Origin of the sequence: Occallatibacter savannae, assembly GCF_003131205.1 — a bacterium.
GTDB classification, from domain to species: Bacteria; Acidobacteriota; Terriglobia; order Terriglobales; family Acidobacteriaceae; genus Telmatobacter; species Telmatobacter savannae.
In genome coordinates, this window is sequence record NZ_QFFY01000009.1 from 60,614 (window position 1) to 80,937 (window position 20,324).

Below are 20,324 nucleotides of genomic sequence, written 5' to 3' on the forward strand. Positions count from 1 at the left end.
GCACGCAAAAATCGGGGTGCCCCAGGTCTCGATTCTGAGACCTGGGATTCAACCCTCGTCTTCCGCCTCATCGTTTCGATGCTCAAACGACACATGCCGCGGAATCAGCCGGTACTCGTATACTTCCCGCTCCAGCCCCTCACGAAAATCCGGATGCGCCAGCTCAATAATGCCCTTCGCCCGCTCTGCGACTGATTTTCCCTTAAGGTTCACCATTCCATATTCGGTGACGAGGTACATCACGTCTGATCGCGGAGTGGTCACGATGTTGCCAGGGGTCAGACTGAACACGATCCTGCTCTTGCGCTCGCCGTGCTTTTCGTATGTGGATGAGAGGCAGATGAACGACTTGCCGCCTTTCGATGCGTAGGCTCCACGCACAAACTGCAGCTGCCCGCCAGTTCCGCTCAGATGCCGCTGCCCATCCGACTCCGAGGCCACCTGTCCCTGCAGGTCGACCTGTGTCGTGTTGTTGATCGAGACGGCCTTCTCGTTCTGCATGATGATGTACGGCGAGTTGGTGTAGTCGACCTGGTGGCAATACATGTCCGGGTTGCGATTCATCGTCGCGTAGAGCGCGTGCGATCCCAGCGCAAAGGTGTACGCCACCTTACCCGGATCGAGGGTTTTGCGCGATCCGGTTACGCGTCCTGACCGGTAGAGCAGCCCGATGCCATCCGTCATCATCTCGGTGTGGATTCCGAGGTCTTTCACGCCGGTTTCAAGCAGCAAGCTGCAAACAGCATTCGGCATCCCTCCGATCCCGATCTGCAGGCAGCTACCGTCTTCGATCTCGGCTGCTATGCGCCGCGCTACGGTCTTATCGATTTCGCTCGGGTCGGGGTTGGGCAGTTCGGCGCCGGACTGGTCGTCGCCTTCGATCACGTAATCCACGTCGCGCAGATGCACGCCGTTCTCTTTGCCGAAGGCGTACGGCATCTCGCGATTCGTCTCGACGATCACCATCTTCGAGCGCTCGACCACCGCGCGCAGCCAGAGGTTCGTCGGGCCGAAATTGAAATAGCCGCCCTCATCCATACGGCAGGTCTTCAGAATGGCCACATCCGGCGCTTCGAGAAATCGGCGATAGTAGTCGGGCACCTCGCCGAGATTCAGGGGCACGTAGTTGCACCGACCCGCGTCGTGCTTGCGGCGGTCGTAGCCGGAGAAGTGCCAGCTGAACATGTGAAAGTGCCGGCCCTCGCGATCCTCTTCGATCACCGCGCGAGGCCGCATCGACAGGCACGAGCGGATCTTCACATTCTCCAGCTCTTCTTTGCGCGCTGCCAGGGCCCGGTCGAAGACATCAGGCTGGCAGAGCGCTGCGCCGTAGTCCAGCCACATTCTGGACTTGATGAGGCCGGCAGCGTGCTCGGCAGAAACGGTTTCCGGCATGGTGACCACCTGGGAACGGGGTTGGAGGCTCGCAAGGAGTCTACAACGAGGGTTGAGAGACCGCGGCCGGATTCTGCCCGGTTTCCTTGATCTTCATGATCTGATCCACCGCGGGCTGCTCGACACGCTGCACGATTCTGCTGGGCCACCGAATCTCGACGTAGCTGATCTTGCTCTCCGCTCCAAGCCCGAAATGCACGCGGCGATCGCTTGACGACATGAAGCCGACGCTCGTGGTGACGTGGTTGTAGAGCTTGCGGCCGGTGGCAGTCACGAGTTCGATCAGCGCCCCGATTCCGTCCCGATTGCTCTTGGTTCCTTCGAGATCAAGCATGAGCCAGTGATTCTTTGTGAGCGCGTTGTTCATCAGGATGCGCGGCTTTTCGTTGAGCGATGTAACGACCAGATCCATGAAGCCGTCGTTGTTCAGGTCAACAAAAGCCGACCCGCGCTGATAGCCGAGATGTGCGAAGTCAGGCCCCATCTCGTCCGAAACATCCGCCAAAGTCTTTCCATCCAGATTGCGAAACATCGTGTCATGCTGCTTCGCGTTGATGGTGAGGTTGTCCACGTCTCCGTTCGCGGAATACAGGTCTTTCCAGCCATTGTTGTCGTAATCCACAAAGCCGACGCTCCAGCCCGAGAGCCTTCTGCTCAGTGTGCCGAGCTTCGAGGTCCACGTCACATCCGAGAACGCCTTGCCGCCCTCGTTCTTCAGCAGCCCGAAGAGCTGGCCCGACAGATCGTTGTAGACGATGTCCACCCAACCGTCGTTGTCGAAATCCTTCGGGTCAGAGCCCATGCCGGACACACTGTCGCCCTGCATGTTGTAGGCGACGCCAACCTCCAGCCCGCGCTCCTTGAACGTACCGTCGTGCTGATTCATGAACAGGAAATTCGGCTCCGTGTCGTTCGCAACGAAAATGTCCATCCAGCCATCGCGATCGAAGTCGGCAATCGATACGCCCATTCCCTTGCCGAGAGCCTTGCCGATCCCGCTTGCATCGGTCACATCTTCAAACTTGCCGCCGCCGAGATTTCGATACAGACGCGAAGCAACGCTCTTGTAGAGCGTAGGCGTGCAGTACTCTTCGTGTTCGGGATCGCGTAGGCACCTCTGATCCGTCTGCGGAGTCCACACCGTGTAATTGGTCACGAACAGATCGAGCCGACCGTCGTTGTCGTAGTCGAACCAGGCCGCTCCCACGCTCAGCAGGTTCTCCGGCTTGCGATCGAGACCAGATCCAGCCGTTACATCAGTAAAAGTGCCGTCGCCATTGTTGTGGTACAGCGCATTGCAGCCGGCGTTGCAGATGAAGATGTCCTGATAACCATCGTTGTCGTAATCGCCGACTGCAGTTCCAAAGCAGAAGCCAAGATCCGCGCCGAGGAGCCCGGCCCGTTCGGTGACATCGGTGAACGTGCCATCGCGATTGTTACGCAGCAGACAGTTGTAATACTCAGGCCCGGTCTTCTTTAATTCCGGCAGCTTCGCGCCATTGGTAAAGAAGAGATCTATCCATCCGTCGTTGTTGTAGTCGATTGCGGCCACACCGCCGCACATCGGCTGTGGGAAGTACTTCCTGCCCGTGAAGTTGTTGTTGCTTTGATAAGAAAAACTCGAGCGTACCGACACGTTGGTGAACCAGGGTCGCTGGGCTTCTTGCCCGGAGAAAGCAGCGAAGGCCCTCGCCGCGCGGGAGGCAGCGGGCAGCGCTGCTGTCAAGGCAGCCAGCAGGGCTCTTCGAGTGACCAGAGGCATTTGGCTAGGATCGTAGCAGGCTCGAGCCCGCCGGGTGTAGCCACCGAAGCAAGGCTCTGTGCCGGAACAGGTCCCAATTTAATTGACGCGCGCGTGCAGCACAGCAGATCCACCGGGAGCGGTCAGCGCGCAGTTTGCCTGCTGATCGCAGCGGTAGTGAATGAGCGTATTGCTATTCGCCCACGCCATCGCTGTCGCCTGCCCGACCATGCGGTCAATCCGGAACGTCCTGCCCTGCGTCCATAGTTGTCCGCTCGCGGCGTCATACTCCGTTACGCGTTCGTCGCCCTGGAAGACAAAGCCTGTCTGAGGCTTGTTCGACGTGCGTTTGGCGGCATGCGCAGCGGGTTCAGATCCTTTCGCCTTGAGCGCCGCCGCCTTCGGGTCCAGCAGCGCAGCCTGCTCATCCAGCGTGGGGAAGTTCGTGTTCATATCCCAGTAGCTGGCCTTCTGGTATTGGTCGGGAGAGCAGGGAAGGGAGCCCTGCACATTCACCGCCGAGACAAGCCCGTCGGGTCCGATCTGATTTTGAAAAACGTCTTTGCCCTGTTCGCGCACCGCCGCTGCGGCCTGCATCTGCGCAATCGCGCTCTGCTTTGCTGCCTGATATGTGGCGTTGCGTTCGGAAGCCGAGAGCTTCTTCCCGTTTGCGCCCACAGTCGGCATGGGTACCTGCACCTGTGCGTTCTGCGCGTCGAAGTGGAACGGAATCTCTTTTCCGCAAAGCGCAAAGCCTGTCGCATCGAGGAGGCGGATGTTCATGGACAGAGGCTGCGGTGGATTGAGAACCGCTCTCGAGAATCCTGCCTGCCAGCGCTCCTCCATCGACTCGACATGCAGTTGATATACAAGCCTGCCGGCTTTCCGGCTTCCATCCCAACGTGTGTTCAAGTGACCTCGCAGCCCGGCGGCCTGAACGACTCCAGGACCAAGGTCGCCTGGTGGCGGCGCGTTGTCTTTCGGCCTCGTCGCTGTGTAAACCACGAAGATGGCGAAACCGATCAGCACCGCGAATCCACCGATCATCCAGATGGGAATCTGCCGCTTCGGCGGCTGGGGCGGAATGGGCGGTTCGAGTGCGTGCTCCGCAGGATCGGTGAATTCCTCTGGTTCATGCTCCTGCTGCTGGTCGTAGTTGTACTCGTCCTCTTCCTCGTCTTCCTCTTCTTCTTCCTCTTCGATTGCAGGCGGCTCCGCTACTGCCACGGAAGCGGCATTCGCCTCAGCAGACGCACTCGCTGCCGCCCCCGAGATGGGCGAGGGCTGCGACTTGAGCATGGCTCGCAGTTCATCGGCTGTGCTCTGGTCCTGCGAAGGGACTGGAACAGCTGCCTGAGGAGCTGCTGGTTTAGCAAGAGGAGGAGGTGGGGCGACGTGGCCTAACTCGTCGTACCCTTCGTCAAATTCGTGTTGATCGGACTCAAACATAAACTACGCCTTTTCGCCGGGTGCCGGACTGCAGATGCTCAACATGGGCCGAGGCCATTGGGAATTGTCCCACGTTGGTAACTTAAGGGCAAAGTACGGGCGTAACCCCACTTTACAGCTGGATTGCCCTTCTTCAGCTACTTACAAATTGACTAACAAGGTTCGCTGCTAGCTCCGGCTTTCATCGAGCACATCGCGCAGGGCGAAGCTTGTCTCCAGCCGCGTCACTCCCGGCAGCCGCGACAGCTCGTTCTGATGAAGGCGGCCGTAGTCGTCGATTCCCGCGACGCGCGCTACAAGCATGTAGTCGTACTGGCCCGCCATCAGGTGGCAGCTCACGACATCGTGGCAATGCCGCACTGCGGTTTCAAACGCGCTCAGCACGGGCGCCGACTGCCGCTCGAGTGTCACGCGGATATAGACGGTCATCCGCTTGCCCAGCACGCGCTCATCGATCATCGCGCGATAACCGCGGATTACGCCTGCCGCTTCGAGAGACTGGATCCGGCGCGAAGCTGCTGAGGCGGACAGCCCCACGGCCTCACCCACTTCGAAGTTGGTAGCGCGTCCATTCCTTTGCAGGAAGCGGAGGATCGAAGTGTCGAGATCATCGACCTCGGCTTCCCCGGCTTTCAGCCTGACGGCAGAAGATTCTTGCGCAGTGTCGGACCCTTTTTCATCTTTCGTGCTCATGCAAGCGTTTTAACACGATGTTTGCACACATTGGAACTCAATTGCGCCGTAGGATGTTTTTCATCAGGAAACGTGCGATGAGCCGCAGCGCCGGATCAGCCCTCCCCCAACATCACCCGGAGATCCGGCGCACCCGTTTCCAGCCCTCCCCCGCATTCATCCGCATCAGAGAGTCTGAGCCAGGAGCCAGTCATGATCATCGGCGTTCCCAAAGAGATTAAAGACAACGAAGCGCGAGTCGGTGTCACCCCCGCTGGGGTTCGAGCGCTCACTGAAGCCGGTCACAAAGTGCTGGTGGAAACCCACGCCGGCGAACTCTCAGGGTTCACCGATGATGACTACCAGAACGCTGGCGCAGAGATCGTTGGCGATCGAGGCTACGTCTGGGGCAAATCCGAGACCGTGGTCAAGGTGAAAGAGCCGATCGAGCCCGAGTACGCCTATTTCCGCGAGGGCCTGGTCCTGTTCACCTATCTCCACCTCGCTCCCATCCCCGACCTGACCAACAAGCTGCTCGAGGCCAAAGTCACGGGAATCGCTTATGAGACTGTTCGCGACCGCCAGGGCACGCTGCCTCTGCTTACGCCGATGAGCGAGGTTGCCGGCCGCATGAGCGTCCAGGTGGGTGCTGCCTATTTGGAAAAGGAACACGGCGGTCGCGGCATTCTGCTTGGTGGCGTACCCGGAGTTCCGCCTGCGCATGTAACGATCATCGGCGGTGGAATCGTGGGCACCAACGCCGCCAAGATCGCGCTGGGCTTCGGCGCAAAGGTCACGCTGGTGGATCTCAACCTGAACCGTCTTCGCGAACTTGACGATTTGTATCAGGGCCGTCTTTACACGCTTGCTTCGAACAGCTACAACCTGGCCAACGCTACGCGCGAAGCCGACCTCGTGATTGGCGCGGTCCTCATCCCCGGCGCCACTGCTCCCAAACTCGTTACGCGCACGATGGTTTCGCAGATGAAGAAAGGTTCGGTCATTGTCGACGTCGCCATCGACCAGGGTGGCTGCGTCGAAACCGCCAAGCCGACATCGCACTCCAATCCCAGCTATGTTGTCGATGGCGTCGTGCACTACTGCGTCACCAACATGCCTGGCGCCGTGCCGCATACGTCGACTCTGGCCCTGACCAATTCGACATTCCCCTACCTGATGCGCATTGCAAACCTGGGCGCACGAGAAGCCCTGAAGAAGGACCCGGGCCTCGCCGAAGGCCTTAACACCTACCAGGGCAAGGTGACCTACCGCGGGGTGGCCGAGAGTCAGCAGCGCGAGTGGACACCCGCCGCCGACCTGATCTCGTGACATCAGCGGCCGGGGAATCGCCTCTTCCGGCCGCCGTTGATTCGGCTCCCTATCCGGCCAGACGAAGTCGTTCGAACCGTTTGTTCGCTCGTCCCCTTCTATAATCCCCCCATGCTCTTTGAAGGCGACTCGCGGCGCAGAACCGTACTCCTGCTTGCTGCCGGCGTGTTGCTTTTCTTCCTCCTGCTGGGCGGGTTGAACGCCTTCAACACCTCCAAAGTTCCGTTTCTGAACCCCGAAACCTCTGGGGAGACGCTGGCCTTCACTGGGCTTACCGTTGTCGTCTTCCTTCTGCTGCTCGTGCTGTTGCTGCTGCTGCTGCGCAACATCCTGAAAATCTACGCAGACCAGAGCAGCACGGCGCTGGGAACCCGGCTGCGCACGCGCATGGTGGTGGGAGCTGCGCTGATCGCCGTCACTCCTGCAGTGTTCATGTTTCTCTTCAGCTTCGAACTGATGAACCGCTCGATTGATCGCTGGTTCTCTCCCAACACAACGGAGTTGCGAGAAGACTCGACCAAGGTGGTGCTGGAACTCGCCGAGTACGTCACCAGCAACGCGCGCGGCGAAGCGGAATCGATTGCCGCCAGCGGCGCCTTTGAGGGCAATCCCGGAGATTTGCAGAAAGTCTTTGCATCGCATCGCGTCACGCTTCAAGGCGGCTTCGTGCTCATATACGACCGCGATCATCGCGTGGAGGCCAGCTTCGGAGCGCCGCCGGAGAGCAGCGCAGCGAGCCTGATTCCCTGGCTCCCGGAAAGATCTGGTGACACCCGGCTCCAGTCCGTGACCCCTTTGCAAGGACCGCTCTCAGCCAGCATCTTCGCATCGGCGCAGCGCAACGATGAGCCAGTAATCCGGATCATGGGGCAGGACTATGCACTGGGCAAAGCCAAGGCGGATTCCGGTGAGTGGGTCATTGCAGCGCTCCCCATGCCTCAGGGCCTTAGCCAGACGATGGCACGCATCCGCGCCGGCGCCACCGAGTACTGGAATCTGTTCCGCTCGCGCCGCAGCATCCGAAACACCTTCTTCCTGATGCTGCTGCTGATCACGACTGTCGTATTCTTTTCGAGCGTGTGGCTCGCGCTCTTTCTCTCCAAGCAGATCACGCGCCCGGTCGAGGCGCTTGCCGACGCCATGGATGAGATCGCAGCGGGAAAGTACGAACATCGCGTTGCGCAGGTATCCACCGGAGAGATGGCCGAGCTCGTTCGCTCGTTCAACCACATGGCGGAAGACCTTGATGCCAGCCGCAAACTCGCCGAGACATCGTCAGCCCAACTCACCGCGGCGAATCAGTCGATCGAAGAGCGGCGGCGCGAACTCGAAATTATCCTCGAGACAATTCCTTCAGGAGTCGTCACGCTGGATTCATCAGGTCTTGTTCTCCAGGCGAACCGCGCCTTTGCAGTCCTCATCGGTCAGGAAGACAACGCGCGCGTGCGCGGTCAGAAGCTCGACTCTCTTCTGCCGCCTGAAATGCTCGATGACTTATCGCGCCTGATTCGCCGCGGTCAGCGCATGGGCGCGGCATCCACCGAGGTCGAAGCCCATCTTCGCGGACGCAATGTGCATCTCGCCGTGACCAGCGCGCGCCTGGAGCTTGCCAGAAAGCGCCCGGGCAATGTGCTCGTGGTGGAAGACACCTCCGAACTGCTTCGCGCCCAGCGCCAGCTGGCGTGGAAGGAAGTGGCGCAGCGGGTAGCCCACGAGATCAAGAACCCGCTCACTCCGATTGCGCTCTCAGCGGAGCGCATTGGGCGCCATTTGGATCGCAGCCAGCCGGATTCTCCTTCTGTCATTCGCAAATGCAGCGAGGTGATCCTGACCTGCGTGGGAACCTTGCGTAACCTGGTGGATCAGTTCTCGGCGCTCGCGCAGTTTCCCGCGCCGCAGCCCCGGTTGTGCGACATGAATCAGATCACCGACGAGGCGCTGGCTCTCTTCGCGGGCCGCCTTGATGCCATCACCGTGAAGCGCAACCTTGAGCCCTCTCTCCCCCCCGTTCTGGCCGATCGCGAGGCAATCCGGCGAGCGCTCGCCAACCTCATCGACAATGCCGCTGAAGCCATGCAGGGCAGTCTGCTTCGGGTCCTCTCAGTGGAAACTTCGCTCAGCGATGACGGAGCCGGGGTTGAAGTGCAGGTATCCGATACGGGTCACGGACTCACCGAAGAGATCCGCGAGCGACTCTTCCTGCCGTTTTACTCGACAAAACAACGTGGCACCGGGCTTGGGCTCTCCATCGCAGCCAAGATCGTACAGGAGGCCGGAGGCACTCTGCGCGCGGAGAGCAACGCGCCCAAGGGAGCGCGCTTTGTCATGCGGCTTCCCATCAGCGAGCACGCCGAATCCGCAAGCCACGATAACGCCGTCGCAACCGCCGTACCCGAGGTGCGTTCTTGAATCATGTACTCGTGGTCGATGACGAAGCGGAGATCCGCTCCTCCCTCGAAGAGATTCTTGCGGAGGAGGGCTACGGCGTGGCAACCGCGGCAAGCGCTGCCGAAGCTAAAGTGCTAATTGAAGACGCTCCGTATGACGTGGTGCTCCTCGATATCTGGCTCCCCGATCGCGACGGTCTCGATGTGCTCGCGGACGTGCACGCACTCGAGCCTGAGAAGCGCCCAGAGGTTGTGATCATCTCTGGTCACGGCACCATCGAAGCGGCTGTGAAGGCAACGAAGCTGGGCGCGTACGATTTCCTCGAAAAGCCGCTCTCACTCGACCGGACACTCATCGTTCTGAAGAACGCTGTGGAAGCGCGCCGGCTCCGCAATGAGAACCTGGAGTTCAAGCGCCAGTTCAGCCTCAGCGCGGTGCTCACCGGAGAGAGCGTGCCGGTGAAAGCTCTTCGCCAGCAGATCAGGCTGATGGCGCCCACCAACGGCCGCGTGCTCATCTATGGCGAGTCCGGCACCGGCAAGGAACTTATCGCGAGAGCCATCCATGCAGAAAGCCTCCGCCGCGATGGCATCTTCATTGAGCTCAACTGCGCTGCGATTCCAGAAGACCACATCGAGTCGGAGCTGTTTGGCTACCGGCATGGCGCGCAGCCCGGCGGTCCGCCGGAACAGCGCGGAACCCTCGAGCGCGCCGATGGCGGCTCGCTCTTTCTGGATGAAGTCGGCGACATGAGCCTCAAGACGCAGGCCAAGATGCTCAGCGCTCTCGACGACCAGATGTTCACGCCGGTGGGCGGAACGCAATCGATTCGCGTCGACGTGCGGTTGATCGCGTCCACGAACAAGGACCTTGAAGAGGAGATCGCGAAAGGCAACTTCCGCGAAGACCTCTTCTATCGCCTGAACGTGGTGCCGTTCTTTGTACCGCCGCTGCGCGAACGCAAGCAGGATATTCCGCTGCTTGTCCGCGAATTCCTCTCCGAGTTCGGAAGACAGTACGGCCGCCCGCGCATGGAAATCAGCGAAGAGGCGATCGAGCTTCTGCAGCAGTACCACTGGCCGGGCAATGTACGCGAATTGAAGAACGTGATCGAGCGCGTGCTCATCTTGAACCCGCGGACGCTGCGCATCGAGCGCAAGCAGCTTCCGCCGTTGACGCACAAAAGCGCAGCGCGGGCCAAGGAGGAGTTCTCCACTCTGCAGCAGGCCCGCGATGCGTACGAGCGCGAGTACATCCTTAAGAAGATCGAGGAAGCCCGCAACAACGTCAGCCGCGCGGCTGAACTCCTCGGCCTCGAGCGCAGCCACCTCTATCGCAAGATGAAGGCGCTCGGTATCAGCGTGCGCGAATAGGCTGGGAGTCCAGTTCCGCGACGATAAGCCCCGTTAGTGCAGCAGAGCTGGATTCACGGCGCGAGCGATCCGATGGTATGTCTCCACAATCGGCTTCGTGTCGCCGGTGAGGGCAAAGACCAAATCCACATCGGGCGGATCGACCAGTGGAACCTTTCCGCTCGCCACCCAGTTGATGCCCGTCCATGGCGTACCGGGCTTCCATATCTGTGAACCGAAGTAAAGCCCGTAGAACGGAATCGTGTTTGTCAGAGAATTACAGTCAATCATTTCTACGGAGAACGATCCTGCCGCAATGTCCGGAAGATTCTGATACGGCGGAGCACCCGTATAAGCCGGATCTTGCGTATTGAGAGCCATCAGGGTGCCTTCGAATTTGTTGCCGGACTTCGTCATCTCGCCGGCATACATGGTGGTCAATACACTGTTCTTGTACATCCCCTCCGCCAGAGTCACGTAGTGTCCAGCCGGGCCGGCGGGCATGATGGTCATGCGGTAAGCCACGACGCTGCCGCCGTACCAAACGCCTGCCGGTGTGCATTCGTTGCCCTTGCCTTGCTGAGCGGAGGACATGATCCCAGCTGATATGAGAAGTGCACTTATGAGCCAGTTTCTTGAAGCAAACATACGAACTCCTTTCGTGTTCAGGTTGTGGAGTCTGCCTGCAGGGAGGAAGTGTGCAACGTATTCAGCGGAACCTGCGGGACTGCAGTCGGCCGCTACGGTGGGATCGCCGCAGCGAAAGGTAGCACAGCTCCGGATCAGAGTCTGTGATTAACCGCCGAATTCTTCTTGCAACAAATTTTGGTGTGAGCAGCTCGTCACGGAGAAGCTTCCCTTGAAAACTGCAGCAAGCGAAAACCGTAGAACCTGCATCACAGGAAGCGCTGAGGTACTCACCGTTTTCCGATCCTGATCGCTAGCGGTGTTTCACCGGTGCAAGCTCCCGCACCCCAAGCCTGACAGGGTTCGGCCGACCAGCGTACGGAAGGGGCCCTGATCGTGCGGAGAAAACTCCGCAGCCAACATCAAGCAATCGTCGAACGGTTCTTTAACTGAAAACCGTACCGGAGAGGTCTTGCCCTGCGGCGCAATCGGTTGTGCAGCGACAAGCCCAAGCTCATGAGTATGTCTGCACTCTCCTTCCCAGGGAGTGCCAATTTGAGGAGTCCATCCATGCAAGGGAATATCTTTCGTGCGCCATCGCACCGTTCAGCCATTCATCAACTCAGCGTTCCTCTCCTGTGCGTGCTCATGGCCATCGCCATGCTGCCGGCTTCGTCTCGCGCTCAATACGCCGCGAGTCTCTCGGGCACGGTTGCCGATCCCACCGGAGCCGTTATTCCAGACGCGACCGTTACCCTGACGGATAAGGAAACCAATCGTACGTTGACCGCGCAGAGTAACGGATCCGGCACGTACACCATTGGCGCGCTGCAGCCGAGCACATACAAGGTCTCCGTCGCGCGGAGCGGCTTCAAAAGTCAGGTGGTCGATAACGTACGCATCCTCGCCAATCAGTCGAACTCGTTGAATGTGACCTTGCAAGTGGGCACCACAAGCACGGAGACAGTAACTGTGAATGCGGCGACACAGCCGGTGATCGACACCGCCACGGGCCAGTTAGGATCGACGATCTCGCAAAACGAGATCGGAAACCTGCCCTCATACGGACGAGATCCGTATCAGCTGGTGCAGCTCGCGCCCGGCATGTTCGGCGACCAGAGCCAGGCGGGCGGCGGCGGTACCAACAACCTTCCGGGCAATCAGGGACCCGGCGGATCGAGCGCGACGTCAGGCATCTTCAGTACGGAAAATCGGCCTCAGGCATTCGCGAGCGGCGGTCGCAACGACACCAACAACATTACCCTCGACGGGGTCGGCGTCACCAGCGTCACCTGGGGCGGAGCAGCCGTGATCACGCCCAATGAGGACTCCGTGAAGGAGATCAAAATCGTCTCCAACAGCTACGACGCGGAGTGGGGCCGGTCGAGCGGAGCTCAGGTTCAGGTCACATCGCAGAACGGCACCAACGCGCTGCATGGGTCCGCGTTCATCCAGGGCGAGCGTCCGGGCCTGAACGCCTATCAGCGCTGGGACCCGAACAACAATCCGCAGCGCAACAACTCGCGTTTCAATCAGATCGGCGGCAGCCTCGGCGGCCCCATCATCCACAACAAGCTCTTCGCGTTCTTTGCATACGAGACGATCAGGAATAACTCGACCACGACCGGAGGCGGATGGTACGAGACCCCGCAGTTCGACAAGGCCGCGGGAGCTGCTCCGATTGCCAGCCAGTATCTGACGCTACCCGGCGCAGGCGCCGTGTACACCAACGTCCTTGAAGGCCCGTCCGATCCGCACCAGTGCGCGGATATAGGGCTGGTGCAAGGTGTGAACTGCAACTTCATCGCCGGCCAGGGGCTCGACATCGGAAGTCCGCTTACCATCGGCGCCGGCCGTCCCGACCCGTCATTCAAGCCGCCGGCGGGCAGCACCTATACGCCGGGCCTTGGCGGAAATGGCACCGGCAGTCCTGCAAACCTCGACGGCATACCCGACATTATGTTCGTCGCTACGCGCGGACCGAGCGATCAAGTCAACGAACAGTACAACGGCCGTCTCGACTTCCAGGCGACCAGTAGCGATCTGATCGCCTACAGCATCTACTACGTGCCGGTCACGCAGACTTCGTTCAACGGCCCGTCGCGGCAGTCGAACTTCTTCCACCACAACGCTCTCAATTACTCAACCGGGCTCATGTGGGATCACACCTTCAGCCCCAGCGTGCTGAACCAGGCGCGCGCCGATCTGGCCGGCTGGAAGTGGAACGAGCTTACCTCAAACCCGCAGACCCCGTTCGGTCTGCCCGTTGACAAGATCTTCTCCGTGAATTCTCAGCCGACGTTTTCCAGTATCAGCGGCGACGCGACCGGCGATCTCGCGCAATTCGGCCCGAATGTCGGCAGCGTCTTCGACCAGTGGACTCTCAATATTCGCGACACTGTCACCAAGGTCGCGGGCGCACACAATATGCGGTTCGGTGGAGAAGCAACACGGCTGGCATACCTCGACGAGCCCACGTGGAACGGACAGCCAACCTACTACTTCAACAACCTCTGGGACTTCCTGAATGACGCTCCCAATGCAGAGAGCGCCACTGTCGATCCCCGCACCGGCATCCCGTCCAGTTTTCGAAAGGACGATCGCGAACAGCTTTGGGCTGCCTACTTCCAGGACGACTGGAAGGTGCGCCCGAACCTGACCGTCAACCTCGGGATGCGCTACGAGTACTTCGGCGGCATGACAGAGAAGAACGGGCACCTTGCCAATCTCCGTCTCGGCTCCGGCCCCAATACGCTTACCGGAATTCACTTTCAGCTGGGTGGATCGGAGTTCAATCCTTCCAAATTCAACTTCGGCCCGCAGGTAGGATTCGCCTGGACGATGCCTCACGATCCGCGATTGGTTTTACGCGGCGGCTTCGGCATCGGCTACACCGCGCTAGAAATGGCGATCACGACGAACACGCGCAACAATCCGCCATACCTTGCGCAGGCTTCCACGCTCACCGGATCGCAGGTCGTCTACGGGACTGGCAGCAACATCTACCAGTACGGCACCTTTCCCTCCAATCCGAACCTGATCACGAGCTTCGGACCCGATAACCTGCCGACTGCCAACGTGCAGTTGAATGTGACAGGTCTGCCGGGCAATCTTCCCACTGCTCGCCTCGCACGCTACTCGCTTGAAGCGCAGTACGATCTGGGACACCGGTGGGTCGCCACGGTGGGCTATGACGGCAGCACAGGACGCCATCTGCCTTTGCAATACAACCTCAACAACAAGCTGGCGCCCGCTGTGCTCGCCGGGCAGATCGCCTATAACCCCAAGCTGAGCTTCATCGACTGGTATGAAGACAGCGGCGTCTCCAACTTCAACGCGCTGCAGACCGAGTTGCAACACCAGTTTGCGCAGCACTACGAGATCGACATTCAGTACCGCTGGTCCAAGTCGCTCGACAACGGTTCAGGACCTTACGCCATAGCGGACTACCAGTTCCTGCCCGGCAGCAACTGGGGTCCGTCAGACTACGACGTTCGCAACATGTTCAAGGTCTGGGGGCAATGGTCGCCGGTTCTCTTCCGTGGAAACCACAACTTCCTGGAGAAGCTCGCGGGAGGGTGGACGTTCAGCGGCATCATGAACCTGCACTCTGGATTCCCGTTCAATCCTGTGTACAACGACGCGTGCTCGATCACCAGCACGAGCGGCGCGTGCAGCTACCGGCCCACGGCGTATCTCCATCACGTAATCCAGTCACAGAGCACCGATACCTTCAAGCAGACGCGAGGCTACTTCAACAATCCTGATCCTACTTACTATTTCGACATTCCCGCAGAGCCTGTGGGAACAACTTGGCCACCGGACGGTACGGCGCCTGCTCCCGGGCTGCTCCCCACCGCTCCGGGAATTCGGCGCAACGCATTCTTCGGCCCGCGCTACTTCAGCACCGACTTCACGGGCGTGAAGGGTTTCGGACTGCCGAAGATGAGAGTGCTCGGCGAGAGTGCACGCCTGGAGCTTCGCGCCAACGCCTACAACGTTTTCAACCAGCTCAACCTCTTCGCCCCCGTGAATACCATTACCGATCCGCACTTCGGCCGGGCGGGCAGCGTACTCAGTGGCAGAACGATAGAACTGGAGGCTCATTTCAAGTTCTAGCTTCTGCAACTCTCGCAGCAAAACAGAAGGCCCGGATGCAGAGTCCGGGCCTTTTACTTTTGCGGTCTTCGAATTTTGGCGTCGGGTTTGACACAATCTATACGGACGAGTTGCACTTCAGGGAGATATCAGGGACATGGTTGAAGCGCCGGTAATCGCAAAAGGGACTGACGAGATCTCACTTCTGCCAGGCATGGCCAATCGGCACGGCCTGGTTGCAGGAGCCACGGGCACGGGAAAGACCGTTACGCTGCAGGTGATGGCGGAGGCGATGAGCGCTATCGGGGTTCCAGTGTTCGCCGCTGACGTCAAAGGCGACCTCTCCGGCATCAGTCAGGCAGGGAAGAGCTCTCCGAAACTCGATGAGCGGCTCAAGAGTCTCGGGCTCGGCGACTGGCAGTTCTCTGGCTGCCCGGTCGTCTTCTGGGACGTCTTTGGCAAGCAGGGACATCCGGTGCGCGCCACCGTGAGCGAGATGGGACCGCTTCTTCTCAGCCGCATCCTGAACCTGAACGATACCCAGACGGGCGTGCTCACTCTGGTCTTCAAGATCGCGGACGATCAGGGACTTCTTCTGCTCGACATGAAAGACCTGCAGGCGATGCTGCAACACGTGGCGAACAGCGCGAAGGACTATCAGACCGAGTACGGAAACATCTCTGCAGCCAGCGTCGGATCCATCCAGCGCGGCCTGGTTGCGCTTCAGCAGCAGGGAGGCGACCAGTTTTTCGGCGAGCCGGCGCTCAACATCGAGGACCTTCTCCAGGTGGATAGCCGCGGCCGAGGTGTGGTGAACATTCTTGCCGCCGACCAGCTGCTTCAGTCGCCGCAGCTCTACGCCACCTTTCTGCTATGGCTCATGAGCGAGCTCTTCGAAAAACTTCCTGAAGTTGGCGATCCCGAGAAGCCTAAGCTCGTCTTCTTCTTTGACGAGGCGCATCTGCTCTTCAACGATCTGCCGGCTGTCCTGCAGTCGCGCATCGAGCAGGTAGTGCGCTTGATCCGCTCCAAGGGCGTCGGCGTCTTTTTCGTCACGCAGAACCCGATCGACGTACCCGAAACTGTGCTCGGCCAGCTCGGCAATCGCGTTCAGCACGCGCTGCGTGCCTTTTCCCCACGCGATCAGAAGGCGGTGAAGGCGGCCGCGCAAACGTTCCGGTCCAATCCGAATTTCGATGTCGAGCAGGTGATCACGCAGCTTGCCGTCGGCGAAGGCCTGGTTTCGTTCCTGGACGAGAAGGGAATTCCCGGCGTCGTCGAGCGGGCGATGATCTACCCGCCGCACAGCCAGATTGGCCCGATCACGCCCGACCAGCGCGCGGAGATCATCCGCACCTCGGTGGTCGCGGGAGTGTATGAGCAGGTTATCGATCGCGAATCGGCCTACGAGAAGCTCAAGGGCAAAGTCGCGGCATCCCCGGCTCCATCGAGCCCGCCACCCACTGCCCCAGAGGCCGCACCCCCACCCGTCGTAACCGGACAAGCTGTCCAGGCCGCAAGCCACACCGATTGGGTGCAGGAGGCAGGGTCGGTCTTGAGTAACGTGCTTGGGCCGGGCACAGGCCGGCGCGAGACGGTGGCGCAGGCGATGGTGAAAAGCGCAGCCCGTTCGATCGGCAGCACCGTGGGCCGGCAGATTATTCGCGGCGTACTGGGATCGCTGCTCGGAGGCAGTTCGCGCAGGTAGTTCGCTGAACCGAAGCAGTCGCTAATTCCGATCTATTCCCGGTCACGGATACGAAGGTTCACAAAGCCCAAGTCGTCGTGTCCGGGCTTTAGAAACCGCTCGTAACCCTTGCTGCCGAGCCAAAGCAGAAGAAGGACCGCTCCGACTTTTTGCGTCGCGATTCCGAATGCACGTGGAATGACATGCCACAAGAAGTGGTCGGCAAGTTCGCCCATCATGATGCAGGTAATCATGAAAGCGATGACGTTAGCAGTTTCTACCCAGCTGTGAGTTCGGTCTTCCATTCTGAACGCAGGAGCCTTGAACCAGCTCTACTGAATCGTGCCGGTATTCATAATCGCGTACGCGCGCCGATCCTGCTTGCTCTGACGCCGATCGCCCACGTTGACGCGACGATCGCGCGATCCGGTTCGCCGGTCAGCCGCCGAGACTAGTGTTGAATCGACAACTCTGCGACGCCGGTCGCCGCCGTTCTGGCGGCGATCGAGCCATACCGTCCCTGAGTTCGGCAGGATGATCGGCTTCTTTGACCCCGCAACTCCGTTTCCGTTCGCATCGGCGCTTTGCTTCTTCGCTACGGCCGTAAGCATGCCGCTCCCATCTGTCAGCAGCTTGTTGAGCACCGGCAGATTCGCCCTCTGCGATTCGATGAAATCCACGCCCTCGGCCGTAAGCGAAAAATCCGAGTTGTCAGCCCTCGAGACGTACCCCTTCTTCGTCAGGTACCAGGTCGTAAAGTCGAGGTAGTCACGCGGGAACCCCATGCGGCGCTCGATTTCAGCCAGAGACACCTCGGGAAACCGCGGGTTGGCGCGACGCTTGTAGTAGAGCACTGCGAGCAGTGCGATGCGCCGGTTTTGCTCGCCCTCGACGTGATCGAGAAAGTCGATGGAGTTCGCCATCGGCGGCTCTTCTTTCGCTTCCCTGCGAAAAGCCGCGTCGTATTCGGAGCGCCGCGAAGGATTGGACAGCGTGTCGTAGGCGGCCTTCAACATCCGGAACATCTCGGGATCCCCCGACTCCGGATTGTCTGGATGAAGGCGTCCGGCGAGATACCGGTAAACGCGGTGAATGGTCTCGGCGTCGGCGTGCGGACTGATTTGGAGAAACTCGTAGTAGTCGATCATGGTTGTCAGTTTTGGGGTCTGGGTCAGTCCTTGATGCCGGTGCTTTTACCCGTGGGGTCAACGAATTGTAGCAATCTTGTTTCCTGGCAGGAATACATTCATTCGTAATCAAAGCGCGGGAATCGGTGCACACCACGGTCAGGTGTTTCCTTGTTCATTCCCGGACATCAATTCGCAAAAGCGGTCAGCTTTCGACCGCTGTGCATCGGATGGTCAGAATACAAGTCATTGCGAATCAACGTACTTTCATCGCTTCCGCGCGGAGTCCGCGGCCACCAAATTGCTCCAGCCTCGACAGTGCAGTGTCTTCGGAGGCTCCCATGGCGTACTTCGAGCGCATTCGTGATGTGGTTTCCGAGCCATTCAGCTCGGACGTGATCCGGCAGCGCACCTCGGCCGGATGGCAGATGGTGTCGATCGAGTGGCGGCGCGAGCTGCCCGACTCGGAAATGCCCTCAGAGGGCGCGTACTCCGAGGACATCCCTTATGGCCTCTGCATTTCGGCCGATTGCAAGCGCCTCGAGGTTGATCCGCATGAGAACAAAGTCCTGCTGCTCATGATGGACCTTTTGGCCCAGGACTTCTCCTACTCGGCGATTGTGAGCGATCTGAATGAGAAGGGCTTCCGGACGCGGGAAGGGAAGCCGTGGAACCGGGTTGCGGTGTTCAACATGATGCCGCGACTCATCGAGGTCGGCCCGCGCATCTTCTCGAGCGAAGAATGGGAACAGCGCCGGGCGAAGCTGTCGCGCCGCGAAGCTCCATAAAGCCGCAGCGGCCCTGAGCCGCTTACTTGAGAATCGGCCCCAGCGAACCGGGATTGTCGCCCGTCCGCGGGTCTACGCGAAAATCCCAAACCGCCTGGCTGATGTCAGACGGCGAGATGATCTCCACCAGCGCGTACTCGCCCATCTTCAGCGTCGCTTCGGGCTTGAGCTTGAGCCAGTGCTTGCCCGGCAGAACCTCGACTTTGGCAGGGATGACGTCTTCGCTCTGCGTTACGGTTCCCTTCGGGCTCACCTGGATGGCGCCGATTACCCTCACCGCGCGGCGCTCGTCCACCTTTACGATGGCAAACCCTGAGTCCGGCGAGTGCGCACCGTGCTTGCGGTGCGAGGGGTCCTGCACGCCCACTGTCTTCACCGTCATTGCATGCGACACGACCTGCTCCACGTCATCGCGCCCTTCCAGCGACACATAGAACTCCGGATCATTGACATGGAGGTGTGCGCGGGCATGTGCGCCTGCCAGTTCGATCGACGCCTTGGAGCCCGCCATCGGATTCAAGGTCGCGAGCCCCTTGCGGCTGTGCTGGTTCAGGTCCAGGTCTGACGGTTTCAGCTCAACCAGCTCCGGCGTTCCCTGGTACGTGTCGAGCACGAACACCCCGTCCTCATCGGGAAGCTCCAGGCCTTTCGCCACCTCCGGCATACGCGACTTCTGATCTTCGCGCTCGGCGGCCTCTTCCTTGTCCAGTTCCGCAGCCTGCTTCATGGCATCGGAGGAGGAAATGCCGGACGTATCGAATGGGCCGGTATGGTGCTCCTCCCACTTCTTCGTGGCGTCCCAGTCCACAAGATCGTAGGGAAGCTCTTCCCACTCGCCCCCGCGCTCCATCGACATGTACCGTACGCGATTGCCGACGATCTGATACTTCCTAACCACCTGGTAGCTGCCGTCTTTGAGGACCAAGCGATGATTGTGCGCCAGTCCCGGCGCATCGGGCGTGATCACCTTGCTGTGCTCCCGGTCGCGCTCCTGGCCGCTCTCCTGCGCCGGCGCACTTGCCGCGATCGATCCTGCTGTCAGAATTGCCAGTACCGCCACCCAAAGCTGTCTCATATACCCGGAATCCCTCTTCGCCCAACAGTTTAGACGGCGCTCCAGTCGGCTCGTTGGCGTCGATTACCTCGGTCGCAGCTGCCCGGTGACATCTCGGGTCCTCATGCATCCAATATGTGTATTCTTGATGTAGGTCCTTCCAGTAAGGAAGCTTATCGGTTTGACAGCACTTCACACATGGATGCGCAGCACCCGACGCGTGAGGCCAACAGCCTACGTTGTGGTGTTGGTGTGCCTGGCCCTGCTGGCCTTGCTCACCTTTGTCCAGGTGGCGCACGTACACTCGGTCAACACCGACGCCGACCACTGCCCTATCTGCGTCGTCCTTCACACGGCGGCTCCGCTGGCCATCGCGGCCGCAATCATCGTTCTCGTCTCGATGCAGGCGTTTGTGGCGCCGATCGAGGTGCGCCCCATCCGCTCTCAGGGTCAGCGGCAGCTATTCATCCGTCCTCCGCCCTCCCGTTAATCCGGCATCGTTCTGATCCAGGTTCAGCCGCGTCTCATCGTACCCTTTATCGCGCATTCATAACTCAGTTAGGCCTGAACCGCTTCGCATCGATGCCTCGTTGCACTGATGACCCGCGCGCACGCGC

General features: G+C 60.0%; 15 protein-coding genes. 7 read left to right on the plus strand and 8 right to left on the minus strand.

Annotated features, from left to right (window positions below; translation table 11 throughout):
• Positions 1 to 48 precede the first annotated feature (48 nt).
• From DHV10_RS25120 to DHV10_RS25135, 4 genes are all read right to left on the minus strand, one after another.
• Positions 49 to 1,395, minus strand: a complete 1,347-nt coding sequence (locus tag DHV10_RS25120; protein WP_109489180.1) for an acetyl-CoA hydrolase/transferase family protein — start codon at positions 1,393 to 1,395, stop codon at positions 49 to 51.
• Positions 1,396 to 1,435: 40 nt separating this feature from the next.
• Complete coding sequence (locus DHV10_RS25125; protein ID WP_109489181.1) at positions 1,436 to 3,157, minus strand: CRTAC1 family protein; 1,722 nt, start codon at positions 3,155 to 3,157, stop codon at positions 1,436 to 1,438.
• Positions 3,158 to 3,235: 78 nt separating this feature from the next.
• Positions 3,236 to 4,585 carry a hypothetical protein gene (locus DHV10_RS25130; RefSeq protein WP_109489182.1) on the minus strand — a complete coding sequence of 450 codons (1,350 nt, stop codon included), beginning with the start codon at positions 4,583 to 4,585 and terminating at the stop codon, positions 3,236 to 3,238.
• Between the two features lie 168 nt (positions 4,586 to 4,753).
• Entirely contained in the window at positions 4,754 to 5,278 is a 525-nt protein-coding gene (locus DHV10_RS25135) for an Lrp/AsnC family transcriptional regulator (protein WP_109489183.1), read from the minus strand.
• A 192-nt stretch (positions 5,279 to 5,470) separates the two neighbouring features.
• Here DHV10_RS25135 and ald point away from each other — a divergent pair, with 192 nt between their 5' ends.
• The 3 genes from ald to DHV10_RS25150 all read left to right on the plus strand — a co-directional run bounded on the left by ald (position 5,471) and on the right by DHV10_RS25150 (position 10,347).
• Positions 5,471 to 6,586 (plus strand): alanine dehydrogenase, encoded by a 1,116-nt coding sequence (gene ald / locus DHV10_RS25140; protein ID WP_109489184.1) that lies wholly within the window; start codon positions 5,471 to 5,473, stop codon positions 6,584 to 6,586.
• Positions 6,587 to 6,697: 111 nt separating this feature from the next.
• Positions 6,698 to 8,995 (plus strand): sensor histidine kinase, encoded by a 2,298-nt coding sequence (locus tag DHV10_RS25145; protein WP_109489185.1) that lies wholly within the window; start codon positions 6,698 to 6,700, stop codon positions 8,993 to 8,995.
• On the plus strand, positions 8,992 to 10,347 hold the full coding sequence (locus DHV10_RS25150; protein WP_109489186.1) for a sigma-54-dependent transcriptional regulator: 1,356 nt from the start codon (positions 8,992 to 8,994) through the stop codon (positions 10,345 to 10,347). The genes DHV10_RS25145 and DHV10_RS25150 overlap by 4 nt, the downstream gene beginning before the upstream one ends.
• Before the next feature lie 33 nt (positions 10,348 to 10,380).
• Here DHV10_RS25150 and DHV10_RS25155 read toward each other — a convergent pair whose 3' ends face one another.
• Positions 10,381 to 10,920, minus strand: a complete 540-nt coding sequence (locus DHV10_RS25155; protein WP_109489187.1) for a hypothetical protein — start codon at positions 10,918 to 10,920, stop codon at positions 10,381 to 10,383.
• Between the two features lie 603 nt (positions 10,921 to 11,523).
• Between DHV10_RS25155 and DHV10_RS25160 the strand changes: the two genes are divergently transcribed.
• Positions 11,524 to 15,072, plus strand: a complete 3,549-nt coding sequence (locus DHV10_RS25160; RefSeq protein WP_162601875.1) for a TonB-dependent receptor — start codon at positions 11,524 to 11,526, stop codon at positions 15,070 to 15,072.
• Between the two features lie 136 nt (positions 15,073 to 15,208).
• Positions 15,209 to 16,759, plus strand: a complete 1,551-nt coding sequence (locus DHV10_RS25165) for a helicase HerA-like C-terminal domain-containing protein (protein ID WP_109489189.1) — start codon at positions 15,209 to 15,211, stop codon at positions 16,757 to 16,759.
• Between the two features lie 32 nt (positions 16,760 to 16,791).
• Here the strand turns inward: DHV10_RS25165 and DHV10_RS25170 are convergent, their stop codons facing one another.
• On the minus strand, positions 16,792 to 17,043 hold the full coding sequence (locus DHV10_RS25170; protein WP_109489190.1) for a hypothetical protein: 252 nt from the start codon (positions 17,041 to 17,043) through the stop codon (positions 16,792 to 16,794).
• A gap of 27 nt (positions 17,044 to 17,070) precedes the next feature.
• Positions 17,071 to 17,886 (minus strand): J domain-containing protein, encoded by an 816-nt coding sequence (locus tag DHV10_RS25175; protein WP_109489191.1) that lies wholly within the window; start codon positions 17,884 to 17,886, stop codon positions 17,071 to 17,073.
• 320 nt (positions 17,887 to 18,206) lie between these two features.
• Here DHV10_RS25175 and DHV10_RS25180 point away from each other — a divergent pair, with 320 nt between their 5' ends.
• Complete coding sequence (locus DHV10_RS25180) at positions 18,207 to 18,653, plus strand: recombinase family protein (protein ID WP_109489192.1); 447 nt, start codon at positions 18,207 to 18,209, stop codon at positions 18,651 to 18,653.
• 22 nt (positions 18,654 to 18,675) lie between these two features.
• Here DHV10_RS25180 and DHV10_RS25185 read toward each other — a convergent pair whose 3' ends face one another.
• Positions 18,676 to 19,728: a hypothetical protein gene (locus DHV10_RS25185; protein ID WP_162601876.1), complete on the minus strand. Its 1,053-nt coding sequence runs from the start codon at positions 19,726 to 19,728 to the stop codon at positions 18,676 to 18,678.
• A gap of 160 nt (positions 19,729 to 19,888) precedes the next feature.
• Between DHV10_RS25185 and DHV10_RS25190 the strand changes: the two genes are divergently transcribed.
• Positions 19,889 to 20,197 carry a hypothetical protein gene (locus DHV10_RS25190; RefSeq protein WP_162601877.1) on the plus strand — a complete coding sequence of 103 codons (309 nt, stop codon included), beginning with the start codon at positions 19,889 to 19,891 and terminating at the stop codon, positions 20,195 to 20,197.
• The last annotated feature ends 127 nt before the right edge of the window (positions 20,198 to 20,324 follow it).

Bases quoted from the DNA above. Each gene is read 5' to 3' on its own strand.
- DHV10_RS25120 (WP_109489180.1), bottom strand. From the start codon at position 1,395: ATGCCGGAAACCGTTTCTGCCGAGCACGCTGCCGGCCTCATCAAGTCC.
- DHV10_RS25125 (WP_109489181.1), bottom strand. From the start codon at position 3,157: ATGCCTCTGGTCACTCGAAGAGCCCTGCTGGCTGCCTTGACAGCAGCG.
- DHV10_RS25130 (WP_109489182.1), bottom strand. From the start codon at position 4,585: ATGTTTGAGTCCGATCAACACGAATTTGACGAAGGGTACGACGAGTTA.
- DHV10_RS25135 (WP_109489183.1), bottom strand. From the start codon at position 5,278: ATGAGCACGAAAGATGAAAAAGGGTCCGACACTGCGCAAGAATCTTCT.
- ald (WP_109489184.1), top strand. From the start codon at position 5,471: ATGATCATCGGCGTTCCCAAAGAGATTAAAGACAACGAAGCGCGAGTC.
- DHV10_RS25145 (WP_109489185.1), top strand. From the start codon at position 6,698: ATGCTCTTTGAAGGCGACTCGCGGCGCAGAACCGTACTCCTGCTTGCT.
- DHV10_RS25155 (WP_109489187.1), bottom strand. From the start codon at position 10,920: ATGTCCTCCGCTCAGCAAGGCAAGGGCAACGAATGCACACCGGCAGGC.
- DHV10_RS25160 (WP_162601875.1), top strand. From the start codon at position 11,524: ATGCAAGGGAATATCTTTCGTGCGCCATCGCACCGTTCAGCCATTCAT.
- DHV10_RS25165 (WP_109489189.1), top strand. From the start codon at position 15,209: ATGGTTGAAGCGCCGGTAATCGCAAAAGGGACTGACGAGATCTCACTT.
- DHV10_RS25170 (WP_109489190.1), bottom strand. From the start codon at position 17,043: ATGGAAGACCGAACTCACAGCTGGGTAGAAACTGCTAACGTCATCGCT.
- DHV10_RS25175 (WP_109489191.1), bottom strand. From the start codon at position 17,886: ATGATCGACTACTACGAGTTTCTCCAAATCAGTCCGCACGCCGACGCC.
- DHV10_RS25180 (WP_109489192.1), top strand. From the start codon at position 18,207: ATGGCGTACTTCGAGCGCATTCGTGATGTGGTTTCCGAGCCATTCAGC.
- DHV10_RS25185 (WP_162601876.1), bottom strand. From the start codon at position 19,728: ATGAGACAGCTTTGGGTGGCGGTACTGGCAATTCTGACAGCAGGATCG.